Annotated in this window: 15 protein-coding genes and 1 pseudogene; 12 read left to right on the top strand and 4 right to left on the bottom strand. The window is 68.6% G+C overall.

Annotated features, from left to right (window positions below; genetic code table 11):
- The first annotated feature begins 54 nt into the window (after positions 1 to 54).
- Complete coding sequence (locus ABDC78_RS05980; RefSeq protein ID WP_178358818.1) at positions 55 to 606, top strand: CGNR zinc finger domain-containing protein; 552 nt, start codon at positions 55 to 57, stop codon at positions 604 to 606.
- A 49-nt stretch (positions 607 to 655) separates the two neighbouring features.
- Entirely contained in the window at positions 656 to 2,056 is a 1,401-nt protein-coding gene (gene eccB / locus ABDC78_RS05985; RefSeq protein ID WP_178358819.1) for a type VII secretion protein EccB, read from the top strand.
- Here the strand turns inward: eccB and mycP are convergent.
- Positions 2,021 to 3,361: a type VII secretion-associated serine protease mycosin gene (gene mycP, locus ABDC78_RS05990; protein ID WP_178358820.1), complete on the bottom strand. Its 1,341-nt coding sequence runs from the start codon at positions 3,359 to 3,361 to the stop codon at positions 2,021 to 2,023. The two genes, eccB and mycP, sit on opposite strands and share 36 nt — an antisense overlap.
- Positions 3,358 to 4,668, bottom strand: coding sequence for a type VII secretion integral membrane protein EccD (eccD, locus tag ABDC78_RS05995; RefSeq protein WP_178358821.1), 1,311 nt, complete (start codon positions 4,666 to 4,668; stop codon positions 3,358 to 3,360). Before eccD ends, mycP begins: the two co-directional genes overlap by 4 nt.
- Positions 4,669 to 4,764: 96 nt before the next feature.
- Here eccD and eccCa point away from each other — a divergent pair, with 96 nt between their 5' ends.
- From eccCa to ABDC78_RS06020, 5 genes and pseudogenes are all read left to right on the top strand, one after another.
- The gene (gene eccCa, locus ABDC78_RS06000; RefSeq protein WP_178358822.1) at positions 4,765 to 8,349 is read left to right on the top strand and encodes a type VII secretion protein EccCa; all 3,585 of its coding nucleotides are present in this window, start codon (positions 4,765 to 4,767) and stop codon (positions 8,347 to 8,349) included.
- Positions 8,346 to 9,485, top strand: coding sequence for a type VII secretion-associated protein (locus ABDC78_RS06005; RefSeq protein WP_178358823.1), 1,140 nt, complete (start codon positions 8,346 to 8,348; stop codon positions 9,483 to 9,485). The genes eccCa and ABDC78_RS06005 overlap by 4 nt, the downstream gene beginning before the upstream one ends.
- Positions 9,486 to 9,565: 80 nt before the next feature.
- Positions 9,566 to 9,889, top strand: coding sequence for a WXG100 family type VII secretion target (locus ABDC78_RS06010; protein WP_178358985.1), 324 nt, complete (start codon positions 9,566 to 9,568; stop codon positions 9,887 to 9,889).
- Positions 9,890 to 9,901: 12 nt separating this feature from the next.
- Positions 9,902 to 10,198: a WXG100 family type VII secretion target gene (locus tag ABDC78_RS06015; RefSeq protein WP_178358824.1), complete on the top strand. Its 297-nt coding sequence runs from the start codon at positions 9,902 to 9,904 to the stop codon at positions 10,196 to 10,198.
- Between the two features lie 175 nt (positions 10,199 to 10,373).
- A pseudogene (locus ABDC78_RS06020) lies at positions 10,374 to 11,291 on the top strand (alpha/beta hydrolase).
- On the opposite strand, the gene ABDC78_RS06025 reads toward ABDC78_RS06020, so the two are convergent.
- Positions 11,263 to 11,805 carry a TetR/AcrR family transcriptional regulator gene (locus ABDC78_RS06025; RefSeq protein WP_178358986.1) on the bottom strand — a complete coding sequence of 181 codons (543 nt, stop codon included), beginning with the start codon at positions 11,803 to 11,805 and terminating at the stop codon, positions 11,263 to 11,265. The pseudogene ABDC78_RS06020 and the gene ABDC78_RS06025 sit on opposite strands and share 29 nt — an antisense overlap.
- A 167-nt stretch (positions 11,806 to 11,972) precedes the next feature.
- Between ABDC78_RS06025 and adh the strand changes: the two genes are divergently transcribed.
- A complete protein-coding gene (gene adh / locus ABDC78_RS06030; protein WP_178358825.1) occupies positions 11,973 to 13,496 on the top strand; it encodes an aldehyde dehydrogenase in 1,524 nt (507 codons plus the stop codon).
- Positions 13,497 to 13,594: 98 nt separating this feature from the next.
- Positions 13,595 to 15,061 carry a glycerol kinase GlpK gene (gene glpK / locus ABDC78_RS06035; RefSeq protein ID WP_347133479.1) on the top strand — a complete coding sequence of 489 codons (1,467 nt, stop codon included), beginning with the start codon at positions 13,595 to 13,597 and terminating at the stop codon, positions 15,059 to 15,061.
- A 6-nt stretch (positions 15,062 to 15,067) separates the two neighbouring features.
- On the opposite strand, the gene ABDC78_RS06040 is transcribed toward glpK, so the two are convergent.
- The gene (locus ABDC78_RS06040) at positions 15,068 to 15,466 is read right to left on the bottom strand and encodes a heme-binding protein (RefSeq protein ID WP_178358827.1); all 399 of its coding nucleotides are present in this window, start codon (positions 15,464 to 15,466) and stop codon (positions 15,068 to 15,070) included.
- Between the two features lie 251 nt (positions 15,467 to 15,717).
- On the opposite strand from ABDC78_RS06040, the gene ABDC78_RS06045 reads away from it, so the two are divergent.
- Genes ABDC78_RS06045 through ABDC78_RS06055 form a run of 3 tightly spaced genes read left to right on the top strand, consistent with a single transcriptional unit; the run spans position 15,718 to position 17,476 of the window.
- Positions 15,718 to 16,431, top strand: a complete 714-nt coding sequence (locus ABDC78_RS06045) for an MIP/aquaporin family protein (RefSeq protein ID WP_178358828.1) — start codon at positions 15,718 to 15,720, stop codon at positions 16,429 to 16,431.
- Positions 16,432 to 16,444: 13 nt separating this feature from the next.
- A complete protein-coding gene (locus tag ABDC78_RS06050; protein ID WP_178358829.1) occupies positions 16,445 to 17,041 on the top strand; it encodes a cob(I)yrinic acid a,c-diamide adenosyltransferase in 597 nt (198 codons plus the stop codon).
- The gene (locus ABDC78_RS06055) at positions 17,042 to 17,476 is read left to right on the top strand and encodes an OsmC family peroxiredoxin (RefSeq protein WP_178358830.1); all 435 of its coding nucleotides are present in this window, start codon (positions 17,042 to 17,044) and stop codon (positions 17,474 to 17,476) included.

Below are 17,476 nucleotides of genomic sequence, written 5' to 3' on the forward strand. Positions count from 1 at the left end.
TGAGTAAAATGAGTTACGGTCGTGACGCTATCGCGGAAGGGAGTCACGAGTCAAATGCTTTTTAATCATGACACTGAGCTCACCTTGCGGGCGGTGTGTGTGCTGATCAACACCGACCGGGTCGACGGCGAGCAGCTCGCAGACCTCGCCGCCCTCGATGACTACCTGGCCACGTTCGGTTGGACCGGTCGGCGTGATCACGACGAGGCCGAGTTGGAGTCGGTGCGACAACTCCGGGCGCGGCTCGGTCGGCTGTGGGAGATCGCCGATGACGAGGAACGTGTGGTCGGGCAGGTCAACGCCCTGCTCAGTGACACCCGCGCGGCACCCTGGCTGACGCGCCATGCCGAGATGCCCGAATGGCATCTGCACCTCGCTTCGATCCACGACCCGCTGTGGCAGCGGATGGGTGCGGAGATGGCGATGGCGCTGGCCGACCTGATCCGCTCAGGCGAGTTGCGGCGGCTCAAGGTCTGCGCCGCGCCCGACTGTGAGGCCGTGCTGGTCGACCTGTCCCGCAACCGGTCGGGGAAGTTCTGCGACACCGGTAACTGCGGCAACCGTCAGCACGTGGCGGCCTATCGCGAGCGCCGCTCGAACAAGTGAACAGACCTCTCCCGCAACGCCGTTACGCTGGCGTAGGGGGAGAGAGCCGTTGCAACCTACGACACGCCTGCACGTCAGCGGATACCGGTTCCTGGTGCGTCGGATGGAGCACGCGCTGGTCCGCGGTGACACCCGAATGCTGGACGATCCGATTCGTGCACAATCGATTTCACTGGCCGCGGGAGCGGTGCTGGCCGCCGTCGCCGCGGCAGTCTGTGCCGTCCTCGCGCTGGTGCGGCCGGCCGGCGAACTCGGCGACTCCCTCATCGTCGTCGAACGTGAGACCGGCGCGATGTACGTCAGGGTCGGCGACACCGTGCATCCGGTGTTCAACCTCGCTTCGGCACGGCTGGTGGCAGGTACACCGGCAGACCCGCGCCTTGTCGGCCGCCGGGCGGTCGAGAGCGCCCACCGGGGATCGCTGATCGGCATACCCGCTGCGCCGGAGAAGATCTCGACACCGCTGACCGCCGAGGAATCTGTCTGGACTGTGTGCGACGACGCGCGTGGCGAGACCACTGTCATCGCCGGTCCGATCGCCGACGGTGCCGTCGCGCACGGGCCCGCGGTGCTGGTGACACCGCGGGGCGGTGGCGCCGCCACCACGTACCTGCTCTACGACGGTCGGCGGGCCCGGGTGGACCTGCGTCACCACGCCGTGGTGCGCGCACTGCAACTCGACGGGATCGTCCCGCGACCGGTGTCGGAGGCGGTGCTGTCGGCGATCCCCGAAGCGCCGGCGATCGTCCCGCCGACGATCACCGCCGCCGGCTCTCCGGGCCCCTCCACGCTTCGTGACCACCCGGTCGGATCCGTGCTGAAGGTGCCGCGCGTTGACGCGGAATCATCAAGTGACACAGACTATTTTGTGGTTCTCGCCGACGGTGTGCAGCGTATCGGGCACGTCGTTGCCGATCTGATCCGTTACACCGATGCCCGCGTCGGCGAAGAGATCCCCACGGTGGGGGCAGGCCTGGTCGGCACCGTGCCGGTCGTCGAGGAACTGCCCGTCGCGACCTTCCCGGATCGCGGCGGGGTGACCGACGCCGCGGTGATCTGTTCCCGCTGGCATTCGGATCCTGCCGGGGAGCGGTCCGAAACCACAGTTCTGGTCGGTGAGGTGACGCCGGCGCCCGGGCGTCCGGTTGCGCTGGCGCAGGCCGATGCGGACGGTCCCGCGGTCGATTCCGTGCTCGTGCCCGCCGGACGTAGCGCGTTCGTGTACTCGGTCGGTCTCACCGGTGCCGGACAGGGCACGGGATCGCTTTTCCTGGTTGACGACTCCGGAGTGCGATACGGAATCCGGGACGACGACGCCGCAGGCAGCCTCGGCCTGGATTCCGCGGCCGCGCCGGCGCCGTGGCCGTTGCTTGCGGTGCTTCCCCAGGGACCGGAACTGAGTCGCAGCGGGGCGTCAGTCCCGCACGACCGCGCCATCGCGTCGCCGTAGCCGCTCGATCGCAGCGGAGATCACGATGATCCCGGCGATGACGCCCGAGCAGAGGACCGCTCCCCGAAGCGCCGTCCTCGCGGGGGCCTGCACGACCTCCGTTGCGCTGCCGGCGTCCTCGAGAGGACTGGCGGAAACCGGTTGCGGGGCAACTGAACCCGGATCGCTCACCGCCGCGAGCGCGTCGACCGCACCGTGGCCCACCGTCGAATCCCGGCCGCCGGTCGGGCGGTGTGCGGTCGCCTCGATGCGCGCCATGACCTGCCGGGCCGTCAGTTCGGGGGAGCGAGCGCGGACCAGGGCGGCGATCGCGCTCACCACCGGTGCGGCGTAACTGGTTCCCGACAGTGGTGACCCGTCGGACATGGATTGGACCAGCCCGTCCGCTGCCGGTGCGAGTGACACGATGCCCTCGCCCGGTGCCGCGACGTCGACCCACGGACCGGCGAGGCTGAACTCCGAGGGCGCTCCGTCCGGCCCGATCGAGCCGACGGTGAGCACGTGGTCGTCGTACCACGCCGGACTGACCACCACCGCGACGTCGTCCGATTCGGAGTCCTCCCGGGGATTGTGGCCCGGGCACTGGCCGGGTCCGCCGACGTTTCCCGCCGCGCTCACCACAACGACGTTCTTGAGATCCACGGCGTAGGCCAGCGCCGCCCCCAGGGCCCGGTCGTCGAGCCCTGCTGTCGCGGGCAGGCATGCCACCGACGAGATGTTGATGACGGTGGCGCCGAGGTCGGCGGCCGTGCGCACCGCCGCAGCGAGTGTCTCGACGTCGCCGAAGCCCGATCCGGCCGGATCGTCAGCAGCGCGGAACTTGTTGCTGGACTGCCGGATCGAGAGGATCGTGGCATCGGGTGCGATCCCGGTGAAGGCTTCGGGTGCCGCGGAATCCGGGGAAGCGCCGATGATTCCCGCGATGAGGGTGCCGTGGCCGTCGCAGTCGGAAGCGCCGTCCTGGGTCGACACGTAGTCCCCGCCGGGGACCAGATGTGGCAGCCGTCGATGGCGGGCGACGCCGGTGTCGATCACGGCGACGGTCTGCCCGGCCCCACGGGTCAACTCCCAGATCGTGGACAGATCGATGCCGGCCAGTTGGCCGGGTTCCTGCCCGGAAGGTGGCGCCGCCGGTGCGGTGGCGCAGTCGTCGTACCGGACGGTGGGACGCGGTGGCGCAGGCGGCCCGGCAACGGGCAGTCGGGAGTCGTCGAGCGGTGGAGGGGTGACCGCGGCGGCGGTCGCCGCGGTCTGGACGGGTGCGAGAGCGAGCACGATGACGGCGACGACGCGGGTGGTCCTCACGACAGGCTCAGGTTCCGGACCAGCCCGAACACCCCGGTCACCCAGGCGGCCAGCGGGATCACCGCTGCGAGAGCGAGGTACTCGAGGACCTGCACACCCTGGCGGATCACCGGCGTGGGTGCCGCGGTGCTCGCTGCCGGGTGGAGGGCGGACACACCGGCGATGACCGTGGCTGCGCAGAGCCAGGGCGCGTGCTGCGGGGTGACGCCGACCGCGACGATGTGGGCGGCGATCAGCGCGCAGAGTCCGGCGGCGCCCGACACGATGCGGCGCCGCCCGTCGATGTGGCTGCGCTGGCGCAGGAGCAGCAGCAGGCCGACATCGGCGGCGAGAAGTGTTGCGACCACCGGCGACACGGCCGCGGCCAGGGCGACGGCCGATACCACGGTGACGCCGAGGGTCGCCGACGACGACCAACCCACGACCAGGCCCGTGAGGATCGTGTGGGCCACAGCCGCCCGCCTGTCACCGATCTCGGGGTATGACGGGCCGAGGCCTGCGACCGCCACTACCAGCTTCGGTGCCGCGGACAGAGCAGCCAGCGACAGCACGGACAGGATGGCACCGGCCGCGGCGAGAGGCACGGACGCGGTCATGCCGATCACTCCCGTCGCGGCGATCGCACCGGTGACCGCCGCGAGAGCGGTCAAGGTCGCGGTTCCTGTGGTTGTCGTGCGCAGCAGCAGGATCGCGACCGCGAAGCCGCAGGATGCGCTGAGCAGAGCGGCGGCCGCCCAGGGCGCCCCCGCCACCGTGAGGAATCCGGTGGCCGCAGCGAAGAGGACTGCGGCCAGGCCCAGCACGACCGACAGCTCGCGCGCGGTTCTCCCGAACGCGACCGCCCCCGTGGCGGAGGCCGCCGCCAGCGCGGCGGCGGTCCACAGCTGCGCCGAGGTGTCAGCCGTGCTCCCGGACCATGCCAGCGTCGCCGCGCTGACGATCACGACGACGGGGCCCGCGGCGGCGCGCACCACGACGGCCGGACCGGGATGAGCGGCCCCGGCAACAACGCCGCTGGGGTCGCGTGGCCGGTGGTGGGGTACCGGTGACGGGGCAGTGGTGAGCAGGAGCAGCTCGCCATCGTCGACAGCGCTCTCCTGCAATGTCATCGAGGTGTCGAGTCGCTGCCCGTCGAGACGGTTGAGGTGCCAGCGCTGCGGGTCGCTCACCGGGTGCGAACCGGGCAGGGCGAGGTCCACCATCGAGGGCAGCAACACCCCCAGCGGGCAGTCGGCGGGCAGCATCAGATCGACGGACGGTCCAGCACCGGGAGCGTGGACTGTCAACCTGCACAACGGGTTCGGCACCCGATGAACGTAGCGTCGCCCGCGGGCAGTGCTTCCGCAGGACTTCACCCGGCTGTGGATGGAACCCGATCTGGGTACGGTGCGTCCTACTCATCGATGGAAGTGCGCCGGATCGTCGTCGAGAAACCGCCGGATCCCCCCACCCCGGCCGCGGTGAACCCGCTGGCGCGTCTGATGCCGATCGTGATGATCGCCGCGGTGGCGGGGATGAGCGCGCTGTACCTGACCTCCGGGGCCGCCTCGGCCCGCAATCCGATGTTCCTGTTCTTTCCCGCCATGATGCTGGTCTCGGTGGTCGGCACACTGGCCTACGGATCCCGCGGCAGTGGCCGCGTCGCCGAGATCAACGCGCAGCGTGCCAGGTATCTGCGGTACCTGGACACCCTCGACGACACGCTGGTGACTGCCTCCGATGAACAACATCTGGCGCTGCATCGGACGCATCCCGATCCCGCGACGCTGTGGTCGCTGGCCGGCGGAGACCGGATGTGGGAGCGCACCGCCGAGCACCTCGACTTCTGTCGGGTGCGACTCGGACTGGGGGAGCAGCCCTCGGCCGTCACAGTGGTGCCACCCGAACTGGACGACGACGACGCTGCCGACCCTGTGACTACCGCGGCGGTCCGCGACCTGGTGCGCCGTCGGCAGGCGGTGGGTGCGGTGCCGGTCACCGTACCGGTGCGCGCGGCACCGGTCGTCACCGTCACCGGTGACCTCGAGGTGTGCCGGGCGATCGTACGCGCGATGGTGTGTCAGCTCGCGACGTTCCACCACCCTGCGCTGCTCAGCATCACCTCGCCGGCCGACGAGGCCTGGGAATGGGCGAAATGGCTTCCGCACCAGCCTGATCGGCGCTTGGAACGGCAGCGGGTGGTGATCGTCGAGGGATCCGGTCAGGTGCCCCCCGACGACGGAGCGGCCACGGTGGTCATCCGCGCCGGGGAACCGGGGTCGCCCGTCACGGTCTGCGTCGGGTCCGGGTCGGTGACAGCCGAGTACGACGAACTGTCGGTTCCCGATGCGCTGGCGTGTGCCAGGCGCCTGGCGCGGCACCTGCCTGCGTCGGGCGCAGCGTCTCGAGCGGGCCCGGTGGCGGACTGGCCGGCGTTGCTGTCGATCGCAGATCCCGAGGTGATCGACGTGGACCGGTTGTGGGGCGGCGCGAGTGTTCGGGACCGGTTACGCGTGCCCATCGGTATCGGCGAGGACGGCACGGTCGTCGACCTAAATATCAGGGAGGCCGCCGCGGGCGGCATGGGCCCGCACGGGTTGTGCGTGGGTGCAACGGGTTCGGGCAAGTCGGAGTTCCTGCGCACACTCATCCTGGGCATGATCGCCACGCATTCCCCCGAGGTGCTCAACCTGGTCCTGGTCGACTTCAAAGGCGGCGCGACCTTCCTCGGGCTGGAGAAGGTCCGGCACGTGTCGGCCGTCATCACCAACCTCGCCGACGAGGCACATCTGGTGGCGAGAATGGCCGAAGCCCTCTCCGGTGAGGTGCACCGCAGGCAGGAGATACTCAGGGCCGCGGGCAACGTCGGCAACATCGGCGACTACGGTCGCGCCCGCGAGCGGGACCGGAGCCTGCCGCCGCTGCCTGCGCTGTTCATCGTCGTCGACGAGTTCTCCGAACTGCTCAGCCGCCATCCCGACTTCGCCGAGTTGTTCGTGGCGATCGGCCGGTTGGGCCGGTCGCTGGGCATGCATCTGCTGTTGGCCAGCCAGCGCCTCGACGAAGGCAGGCTGCGTGGGCTGGAGACCCACCTGTCCTACCGGGTGTGCCTGAAGACGTTCTCGGCGAGCGAATCTCGCGCGGTCCTGGGGGTGGCGGACGCCTACCACCTGCCGACGCAGCCGGGCGCGGCCTACCTCAAGACCTCCTCCGGCGCGATGGTCCGGTTCCAGACGGCGTTCGTCTCCGGCGGATACACACCGCGCCCGCGATCACCGCGTCCTGTCGAGCGTCCCGTTGCTCAGCTGTTCACCGCGGCAAGTGTCGTGCGCCGGGAAACCCCGGTGTCGGAACCGGATACGACAGTCCGGAAGCAGTCGCTGCTGGACACGGTGCTGCACGCGCTGGCAGGATGCGGTCCCGCGGCACACCGCGTGTGGCTGCCGCCGCTGGATAAGCCTCCCCGGCTCGACGCGCTGCTGCAGGCCCACACCCCGGGCCACCTCCGGGTGCCGATCGGACTAGTGGACTGCCCGTTCGAACAGCGTCACGAGCCCTACGTCGTCGAACTCGACGGGGCAGCAGGCAATGTCGCGGTTGTCGGTGCACCCCGGTCCGGCAAGTCGACGACCCTGAGGACCGTGATCTGCGCACTGGCCGCCACCCACGACGCCGGTACCGCGCAGTTCTACTGCCTGGACTTCGGCGGAGGTGGTCTGGCCGCACTCGCCGTCCTACCCCACGTCGGATCTGTTGCCGGCCGCCAGAACCCCGATCTGTGCCGGCGCACGGTGGCCCAGGTGGAATCGGTGCTGCGCCGCCGCGAGGCCGCTTTCCGGCGCCTCGGCGTCGACTCGTACCGCGCGTACCGCGGGATCGGCGACAGCGCTGACGATCCGTACGGCGAGGTGTTCCTGGTGATCGACGGGTGGGCGACGCTGCGCCAGGAGTTCGAGGGCTTGGAGGCGCCGATCAGTGCCCTTGCGGCGCAGGGACTGTCCTTGGGGATCCATGTGATGATCGGTGCCGCCCGGTGGGCCGACCTACGGCCCGCTCTGAAGGATCAGATCGCCACCCGGATAGAGCTCCGGCTCGGTGATCCTGCCGATTCGGAGATGGATCGCAGGCGGGCCCGCGGACTCGCAGACTGTCCGCCGGGCCGGGGGATCACCCGCCATGGACGCGAGATGGCGATCGCCCTTCCTCCGGTGGAGCCGCCGAATCACAGCGATGGCGGTGTGGCGCCTTCTGTCGAGCTGCTGCCCACCCGCGTCACCCTCGGCACGCTCGCGGAGACCGTGGCGCCGTGTCACTCCGAACAGGTGATGGTAGGACTCGGTGAACGCGACCTGACCCCGGTGACAGTGGATTTCGCCGAGAATCCGCATCTGTTGGTGCTGGGTGAGGGTGAATGCGGGAAGACGGCGCTGCTGCGTCTTCTCTGCACCGAGATCATCCGGACCCGCAGTCCGCGCGAGGCGGAGTTGGAGATCGTCGACTACCGCCGAACCATGCTGGGTGTCATCGAGTCGGACCACCTCACCGGCTACTCGGTGTCGAGCACCGCATTGAGCTCGCGGATGGCGGCGCTGTCCGAGCGACTGCACGCCCGGATGCCCGACGAGCATGTCACCCAGCAGCAGCTCAGGGACCGCTCCTGGTGGGACGGGCCGGCCATCTTCGTCATCGTCGACGACTACGATCTGGTCGCGGGTGCGACCGGCAACCCGTTGACACCGCTGGCCGACTTCCTGCCGCACGCCAAGGATCTGGGGTTGCACGTGGTGCTCGCCCGGCGTTCCGGTGGGGCCGCGCGGGCGATGTTCGATCCCGTCCTGGCCCGGCTGCGCGACATGGGCTGCTCCGGGCTGATGATGAGCGCCACCCCCGACGAGGGTGTGCTGCTCGGTACCACCCGACCCACTCCGCTGCCCGCCGGGCGTGGCACCCTGATCGTCCGGGGCCGGCCCGACGAACTACTGCAGGTCGGTTGGGTCGATCCGCCGTGAGCCCCGTCGTCGTCGAGGTGGGCCCGCAGGCCATCCGCGGACCCAATCGTGTTGCTCCGGAATCGGTCTCGGTGGCTCTCGAATGCATCGACGATGACCTCGCCCTGCTCGACGAGCAGCTCGTGGAGGTGCGCCGGCTGTGGAGCGACCTGCTGGCAGCGGCCGCAGGTGAGTGTGACGGGACACTGATGCTGCTCGTCCCGACCTGGTGGTCGGCAGCGCGCGTCGAACTCCTCAGCGGCGCCGCCCCCAACACCGCGGCCGACGTCGTCGTGCTGCGCAGAGGCCCGGTCTTGAGCGCGGACAGCGCAGCCACAGTGGTCGAGTTCGGCGACGAGTTCGTGGTGATCGTGTCACCGTCCGCTGAGGTCGTGGTGCTGCCCCGAGGCGAGCGCGACATCACGGCCTGCCTTGCCGGGGCGACCGAGATCGTCATCGACGTCCCCGCCGGCGTGCGGCCGCCGGCACCGACTTTTGGTGCGCGACTGCAGGCCGGGGGCGCTGCGGTGACCTTCAGTGACCGACGCCGCCTGCTGCGCGCCGCGGGTGCCGCGCTGCCGGGTCCACCGGCGCCGCGGCCGGGCGGTCCCCGATCCCGCACCCGTCGCCGCGTGACCGCCGTGCTCGCCGGCGCCGCGGTGTCGGTCGCGGCGGTTGTCGGTGGCTGGGCGGCGCAGGTGCTGTCCGGTCAGCCTGCCGCGGATCCGTCGAGCGCGCTGCTGGTGGAAGGTCGGGTCGGGGTCCGGGTGCCCGCGGACTGGGCGGTCGAGCGCATCACGTCGGGTCCGGGGTCGGCGCGTCTTCGGGTGTCGGCGCCCACCGGCGACGCGACCGCGATTCACGTCACTCAGTCCACCGGTGCGTCGCCGGAGACGCTCGTCGAGGTCGCCGAATCACTGCGACGCGCCCTCGAAGCCGAACCGGCGGGGGTGTTCACCGACTTCGACCCCGCTGCCCGCATCGGAGGCAGACCCGCGGTGAGCTATCGCGAACTGCGCGCGGGCAGCGAGACCACCTGGGCCGTGGTGATCGACGGTGCGGTCCGCATCGCCGTCGGTTGTCAACGCCCGTCACGCGTCGAAACCATCGACGACGCCTGTGCGCACGCCGTCCGGTCGGCACATGTGGTGCGCTGAAACCCGATGGAACCGAACGGCTTCCCGCCGCGTCCAACTCTGTACATGCTTTTCCACGACACGAAAGGATCGCGATGACGATGCCTGGACCCTCGGGTTCCGCGCTCACCACCGACTTCGACCTGATGGTCGCGGTGGCCGGAAAGACCGACGCCCGCAACGAGGAGATCCGGGCGATGCTGCAGTCGTTCATCGGCCGGATGAGCAGCGTGCCGCCCTCGGTGTGGGGTGGCGCGGCCGCGGCGCGCTTCCGCGACGTCGTGGAACGCTGGAACGGTGAATCGCTCAGACTGCACGCGGCGCTGCAACGCATCGCCGAGACCATCCGGGCCAACGAACGCCTGCTGCGGGAGGCGACCGACAGCCACTCGCAGCGCATCGGCTCCGTCGCCGGCAGCCTCTGAGGAGAACCAGCGATGAACCCGACGCTTTCCTATGACTTCGGCGAGATCGAGTACACCGTCCGGCAGGAGATCCACTCGACGTCGACCCGGCTCAACGCGGCCCTCGACGACCTCCGCGCCCAGATCGCCCCGCTGCAGGCGACCTGGACCCGGGAGGCGTCCGAGGCGTACCGCCTCGAGCAGGCCCGCTGGGAACAGGCGGCCGCGGCGCTCAACGACATCCTGTTCAGCCTGGGCAACGCAGTCCGTGACGGCGCCGAGGATGTGGCCGCCACCGACCGCAGTGCCGCCAACGCCTGGGGCGTCTGAGGACGCCCCGGCCCGAGTTCTGTGCGGCCCCCGAAAGGAGGAGAGCCGATCGGGGGCCGCACAGTGCAACCCGGAACGAAAACCTGAGCAGGACCCGATCCGACCGGGCTGAACTGCGCAGACGCGCGCCGAAATGCGAGTTGTCAAGGCTTGGCCGCGGTTTGAGGATGTAGCGATGGACTTCCGGACCTATGCGGCGTTCCTGCCCGCCACCTACACCACGGACATGATCCCGCCGACCAGCACGTGGTGACCCTGGCGGGGCCGGAACGTGCACATCGCCCGTGCTGTCGTCCCGGATGCCGCCGTTCGTGTCATGGTGATCCACGGCGGCGGTGGCTACAGCGGCGCGCTCTGGCCCGCGGCGGCCGTCGTGGCAGGCGAGGGTGTGGAGGTGCTCGCGCCTGACATGCCGCTCTACGGTGACACGGTCGAACACCACCCGTCCCGCGTCCGCTACGACGACTGGGTGGACCTGCTGTGCGACCTGGTGCGCACCGAACGTGCCACCGATCCGCGGCCGCTGATCCTGTTCGGTGCCAGCCTGGGCGGCATGCTCGCCTATGAGGTCGCGGCCCGTACCGGGCAGATCGCCGCGGTGGTGGCGACGTGTCTGCTCGACCTGTCCGATCCGCAAGCCCGCGCCGCCGCCACCCGGTACGCGTGGATGGGCAGGCCCGCGCCTGCACTGCTCCGGGTGACCGGTCCCGTCCTCGGTGGGTTACGACTGCCGATCCGCTGGATGGCCGACATGATGAACATGAGCTCCGACCCGCGGCTGTCCACGCTGTGTGCCTCGGACCCACGCGGCGGCGGTGTCAGCGTTCCACTGGGCTTCCTGTCCAGCTGGATGGACTACCGCCACACCGCGCCGGAGTCGTTCGACGCCGCGCCGGTCACGCTCGTCGCCCCCGCGGCCGACAAATGGACCCCGCCGGAGCTCAGCATCCGCTTCCTGCAGCGTATTTCAGCACCGACCGACCTCGTCATGCTGGAGAACTGCGGTCATTTCCCGATCGAGGAGCCCGGTCTGGCGCAGTGCCGTGACGCGATGCGGACGCTGCTCACCCGGGTGGCGGCGCAAGCCGGTTGACGGTGACCATCAGCGCTTCGACGTCGAACCCGTGGCGGGTCATGACGCGGTGCAGTTGCGCATCGATCGTGTGAACCAGCATCTGGGCCGTCAACTCGACGTCGTCGCCACCGCGGTCACACCGCTTCAGATGGAACGCGACCTCGTCGCAGATCCGGGCCTCGAAGGCGCGCATCTCGTCGAGTTCGGCGGAGTCCAGCGGCACGACCCGGTGCAGCAGGGCGTGCAGCGTGGGCCGGTCGCTGTGCAGCCCGACGATCGCCTCGAGCATCATGCGCATCGTCGGCTCGAACGGGGCGGCGTCGTGGCGCAGCTGGGCGAAGACCGCTGTCAGCCGGCGCTCCGCCTCACGCAGGTGTCGCTCGGCCACCGCGTGCAGCAGCGCGGCCTTGTCGGGGAAGTACTGGTAGAGCGTGCCGATCGACAATCCGGCGCGCTCGGCGATGCGGTTGGTGGTGGCGGTGAGACCCTCGCGCGAGAAGATCTGCGCGGCGGCTTCCACCAGCGTGTTCACGGTCTCCCGGGACCGCTGCTGGCGGGGTTTTCGCCGATTCGGTTCGATCCGGTCAAGTCTGCCCAACAATGCAACCGTGGTGCAACGGTTGCCCGCGTAGGTTCGGTGACACACGACACACAGGTGTGTGCCGAGCAGAGACGCTGACGAAGACCAGGAGACTGACCATGACTGTGTACGCACGCCCCGGCGCCGACGGCTCGTTGATGTCGTTCAAGCCCCGCTACGAGAACTTCATCGGTGGCCAGTGGGTGCCGCCGACGGCCGGTCGCTACTTCGAGAACCCGACTCCGATCACCGGCCAGACGTTCTGCGAGATCCCCCGGTCCGACGAGTCCGACGTCGAGAAGGCGCTCGATGCCGCCCACGCCGCGGCTCCCGCATGGGGCAAGACTTCGGTGGCCGAGCGCGCGTTGGTGCTCAACAAGATCGCCGACCGCATCGCGGAGAACCTCGAGTCGATCGCGCTGGCCGAGTCGTGGGACAACGGCAAGCCGATCCGCGAAACCCTCAACGCCGACATCCCGCTGGCCGTCGACCACTTCCGCTACTTCGCCGGGGCGATCCGCGCGCAGGAGGGGTCGTTGTCGGAGATCGACGACGACACCGTGGCCTACCACTTCCACGAGCCGCTCGGTGTGGTCGGCCAGATCATCCCGTGGAACTTCCCGATTCTGATGGCCGTCTGGAAGCTGGCCCCGGCGCTGGCCGCAGGCAACGCGATCGTGCTCAAGCCCGCCGAGCAGACCCCCGCCTCCATCCTGTATCTGCTCGAGGTCATCGGCGACCTGCTGCCCGAGGGTGTGCTCAACGTGGTGAACGGGTTCGGCGTCGAGGCCGGTAAGCCGCTGGCATCGAGCAACCGCATCGCCAAGATCGCGTTCACCGGCGAGACCACCACCGGCCGGCTGATCATGCAGTACGCGTCGCAGAACCTGATCCCGGTGACACTGGAACTGGGTGGCAAGAGCCCGAACATCTTCTTCAACGACGTGATGGCCGCGGCCGACAACTATCAGGACAAGGCGCTCGAGGGCTTCACGATGTTCGCCCTCAACCAGGGCGAGGTGTGCACCTGCCCGTCGCGCTCACTGATCCAGGCCGATATCTACGACGAGTTCCTGGCCCTGGCCGCGATCCGCACGAAGGCGGTTCGCCAGGGTGATCCGCTGGACACCGAGACCATGATCGGTGCGCAGGCGTCCAACGATCAGCTCGAGAAGATCCTGTCCTACATCGAGATCGGCAAGAGCGAGGGCGCCAAAGTGGTGACCGGCGGTGAGCGTGCCCAACTCGGTGGGGACCTCAACGGCGGATACTACGTCGCCCCAACGATTTTCACGGGCAACAACAAGATGCGGGTCTTCCAGGAGGAGATCTTCGGCCCGGTCGTCGCCGTCACGTCGTTCACCGATTACGACAACGCAATGGATATCGCCAACGACACCCTCTACGGACTGGGTGCCGGCGTGTGGAGCCGCGACGGCAACACCGCCTACCGGGCGGGCCGCGACATCAAGGCCGGTCGGGTGTGGACGAACTGCTACCACCAGTACCCCGCGCACGCCGCGTTCGGTGGATACAAGCAGTCCGGTATCGGTAGGGAGAACCACAAGATGATGCTCGACCACTACCAGCAGACGAAGAACCTGCTGGTGAGCTACAGCGACAAGGCCCAGGGGTTCTTCTGACGAGCGCTCCAACCCCGGGCACCCAGGAACTCAGATGAAGGAGCAGCGTGGCTGATTTTGTCGTTTCCATCGATCAGGGCACCACCAGCACTCGCGCGATGGTCTTCGACCACGCGGGTGCGGAGGTCGGCCGACATCAACTCGAGCACGAACAGATCCTTCCCCAGGCGGGGTGGGTCGAGCACAGTCCGGTCGAGATCTGGGAGCGCACCTCCTCGGTGCTGACCTCAGTGCTCAACAGCACCAATCTGCAGCCGAGTGACCTTGCGGCACTGGGCATCACCAACCAGCGCGAGACGGCACTGGTGTGGAACAAGCGCACCGGACGGCCGTACTACAACGCCATCGTTTGGCAGGACACCCGCACCGACCGGATCGCCTCGGCGCTGGACCGTGACGGCAGAGGCGATGTCATCCGTCGGAAAGCCGGCCTGCCGCCGGCCACCTACTTCTCCGGCGGCAAGGTGCAGTGGATCCTGGAGAACGTCGACGGTGTCCGGGAGGCTGCCGAGAAGGGCGACGCGATCTTCGGCAACAGTGACTCGTGGGTGGTGTGGAATCTGACCGGCGGCCCGCGCGGTGGTGTGCACGTCACCGATGTCACCAACGCCAGCCGCACCATGCTGATGGATCTCGAGACGCTGGACTGGGACGATGAACTGTTGTCGTTCTTCAACATTCCCCGCCAGATGCTGCCGCGCATCGCGCCGTCGTCCTCGCCTGAACCTTATGGAATGACGTTGGCGACCGGACCGCTCGGCGGCGAGGTCGCGGTGACGGGCATCCTCGGTGACCAGCAGGCGGCCATGGTCGGGCAGGTCTGTCTGTCGCCCGGCGAGGCCAAGAACACCTACGGCACCGGCAACTTCCTGCTGCTGAACACCGGCGAGAAGATCGTCCGGTCGGAGAACGGGCTGCTGACCACGGTCTGTTACCAGTTCGGTGACGCGAAACCCGTGTACGCCCTTGAGGGTTCGATTGCCGTCACCGGATCGGCGGTGCAGTGGCTCCGCGATCAACTGGGCATCATCAGCGGGGCTGCGCAGAGCGAGGCGCTGGCCCGGCAGGTCGAGGACAACGGCGGGGTGTACTTCGTCCCGGCGTTCTCCGGCCTGTTCGCGCCGTACTGGCGCTCCGATGCCCGCGGCGCGATCGTCGGGTTGTCCCGGTTCAACACCAACGCGCACGTGGCCCGGGCGACGCTGGAGGCGATCTGCTACCAGAGTCGCGATGTCGTCGACGCGATGGAAGCCGACTCCGGCGTGCACTTGGAGGTGCTCAAGGTCGACGGCGGCATCACCGCCAATGATCTGTGCATGCAGATCCAGGCTGACGTCGTCGGTGTCGACGTGGTCAAACCCGTTGTGGCGGAGACGACCGCGCTCGGCGCGGCCTATGCGGCCGGGCTGGCCGTCGGCTTCTGGTCGGACCCCGACGAGTTGCGGGCGAACTGGCAGGAAGACAAGCGCTGGACGCCCAACTGGTCCGAAGAGCAGCGGGCCGAAGGCTATGCGGGCTGGCAGAAGGCAGTGCAGCGCACCCTGGACTGGGTCGACGTTTCGTAGCCGGATCTAGAGCGCCGCGACCCCGGCCTCGGCAACCGACACATCTTGCTCGACGCTGCCCGCGCTGACCCCGATGGCGCCGATCACGACGCCGTCCACGGTCAACGGGATGCCGCCGCCGAAGATCACCATTCCGCCCGAGGTCTGTTCCAGGCCGTACAGCTCGGCCCCGGGTTGAACGAGGGGCATGAGTGCGCTGGTCGGGGCGTTCATCAGAATCGACGTGCGCGCCTTGCGAATCGAGATGTCGATGCTGGCCTTGATCGCACCATCCATGCGGACGAATGCCACCAGGTGCCCACCGTCGTCGACCACCGCGATGTTCATCGGTTGGCCGATCGCGTCCGCCTTCGCGGTCGCGGCGTCGATGACCGCCGAGGCGGCTGACAGGCTGATGGCGCTCATGGTAGAACCTCCGAATAGGTTTTCCGACAGTGTGTTTGGCTGCGTGAGCCGGATTCGACGGCGATGCTCTGCCGGGGACGATGATAGTGCCCGCTGTGGGCCAGGGGCACGCAGACCCTAACCAAAAGCTCGCCTTCTGGACAGTAACCGGCCGGAACGTACAGATAACGGCCCACGGCCGGTTCACAAGCGAAAACACTTGTAGGGCAGATCAGGTGGAGTCCTGCCCGGATCAAGAGAGGTTGTGGTCAGTGTCGAATGTCGACATCTTCGTGTGGGAGTTCTTGGGTACGGCCGTTCTGTGCCTTCTCGGCAGCGGCTCGGTGGCCTCGGTTGTCCTGAAGAACTCGTTCTCCCACGGCGGCGGGGGCGACTGGGTGGTCATCGTGCTGGGGTGGGGCTTCGGCGTGTTCGCCGGCGCGAGCATCGCCGCCCCGTCCGGAGGGCACATCAATCCGGCGGTGACGCTGGCGGTGGCCATCTCCGACGGCGTTCCGTGGTCATCGGTGCCGGTGTACTGGGGAGCTCAGCTGCTCGGAGCCTTCGTCGGTGCCTCACTGGCCTGGGCCGCGTTCAAACTGCAGTTCGACAAGATGGACGACAATTCGGGCACCCGCGGGATCTTCTGCACCTCCCCGGCGATCCCGAACACCCCGTGGAATCTGGTGACCGAGGCGATCGCCACCTTCGTCCTGGTGATCTGGGTGCTGACGAACCCCGAGGAGAACTCGGCACTCGGCTTCGCCGCGGTGGCCTTCGTGGTGATCACGATCGGCTTCGCGCTCGGCGGGCCAACCGGATACGCCATCAACCCGGCTCGCGACCTCGGGCCGAGGATCGCCTATGCGCTGCTGCCGATCAGGGGCAAAGCGGGACCGAACTGGGGATACTCCTGGGTGCCGATCGTCGGTCCACTGATCGGTGCGGCCCTGGCCGCAGGGTTGGCGCTGGTGCTTCCGCTGTGAGAGGTGGTGACACATGGCCGTTCATCTGACGCGGATCTACACCCGTACCGGGGACGCGGGCACCACCGCCCTGGGCGACATGTCGCGGGTGGCCAAAACCGACGTCCGGGTGGGCGCCTACGCGGACTGCGACGAGACCAACGCCGTGATCGGTGTCGCCATCTCCTCCGGTGGCCTCCGCCGTCGGGTGGCCGAGGTCCTCGGCATCATCCAGAACGACCTGTTCGACGTGGGAGCCGATCTGTGCACGCCTGTTGCCGAGGTCAACGAGTACGAACCCCTGCGCGTGACGGAAAAGCAAGTCGCGCAACTCGAATCGTGGTGTGACGAGTTCAATGCCACGCTGCCCAAGCTCACCAGCTTCATCCTGCCCGGCGGCACCCCCGCCGCCGCTCATCTACATCACGCCCGCACGGTGGCGCGGCGGGCCGAACGCAGCGCGTGGTGTCTGGCGCAAACGGCTGCTGTGAACGACTGCGCACTGCGATACTTGAACCGGCTGTCGGATCTGCTGTTCATCCTTGCGCGCCACGAGAACACCGACGGCGATGTGCTCTGGCGGCCCGGCGGGGATCGGCGGACCTCCGCGGACGAAGAGACGGGACAGTGAATGAGCACCCGAGTATCAACCGTTGACTGGCAGGGCCCTCTGGTGGCCGGCACCGGCACGATCGTGCTGGCGTCGTCCGGTCAGGGGACCTTCGACTATTCGCTGGCCACCCGTGCTGCCGACCAGGCCACCACGACATCACCGGAGGAACTGCTGGCGGCGTCGTACGCATCGTGTTACGCGATGCAACTTTCGGCGCTGCTCGACCCGGGTCCGGAGGAGAACCTCGCACTCCATGTGGAGGCGGTCGTCACCCAGGGCGGACCCGAGGTGGATTTCGGGATCACCGAGATCAACCTGCTGGTGCGCGCCCGCGGCCTACGTCGGTCAGACGAGGAGTTCGTCGAGACCGCCCGCACCGCATCGTCGGTGTGCCCGATCGGCCGCGCGCTGTCGACCGTGCCGGTCAGCGTCGACGCGGCGCTGAGCATCTGA

Source organism: Mycobacterium sp. DL (genome assembly GCF_039729195.1).
In the GTDB taxonomy this organism is placed as follows: domain Bacteria; phylum Actinomycetota; class Actinomycetes; order Mycobacteriales; family Mycobacteriaceae; genus Mycobacterium; species Mycobacterium hippocampi_A.

Bases quoted from the DNA above. Each gene is read 5' to 3' on its own strand.
- ABDC78_RS05980 (WP_178358818.1), top strand. From the start codon at position 55: ATGCTTTTTAATCATGACACTGAGCTCACCTTGCGGGCGGTGTGTGTG.
- eccCa (WP_178358822.1), top strand. From the start codon at position 4,765: ATGGAAGTGCGCCGGATCGTCGTCGAGAAACCGCCGGATCCCCCCACC.
- ABDC78_RS06010 (WP_178358985.1), top strand. From the start codon at position 9,566: ATGCCTGGACCCTCGGGTTCCGCGCTCACCACCGACTTCGACCTGATG.
- ABDC78_RS06015 (WP_178358824.1), top strand. From the start codon at position 9,902: ATGAACCCGACGCTTTCCTATGACTTCGGCGAGATCGAGTACACCGTC.
- adh (WP_178358825.1), top strand. From the start codon at position 11,973: ATGACTGTGTACGCACGCCCCGGCGCCGACGGCTCGTTGATGTCGTTC.
- glpK (WP_347133479.1), top strand. From the start codon at position 13,595: ATGGTCTTCGACCACGCGGGTGCGGAGGTCGGCCGACATCAACTCGAG.
- ABDC78_RS06040 (WP_178358827.1), bottom strand. From the start codon at position 15,466: ATGAGCGCCATCAGCCTGTCAGCCGCCTCGGCGGTCATCGACGCCGCG.
- ABDC78_RS06050 (WP_178358829.1), top strand. From the start codon at position 16,445: ATGGCCGTTCATCTGACGCGGATCTACACCCGTACCGGGGACGCGGGC.
- ABDC78_RS06055 (WP_178358830.1), top strand. From the start codon at position 17,042: ATGAGCACCCGAGTATCAACCGTTGACTGGCAGGGCCCTCTGGTGGCC.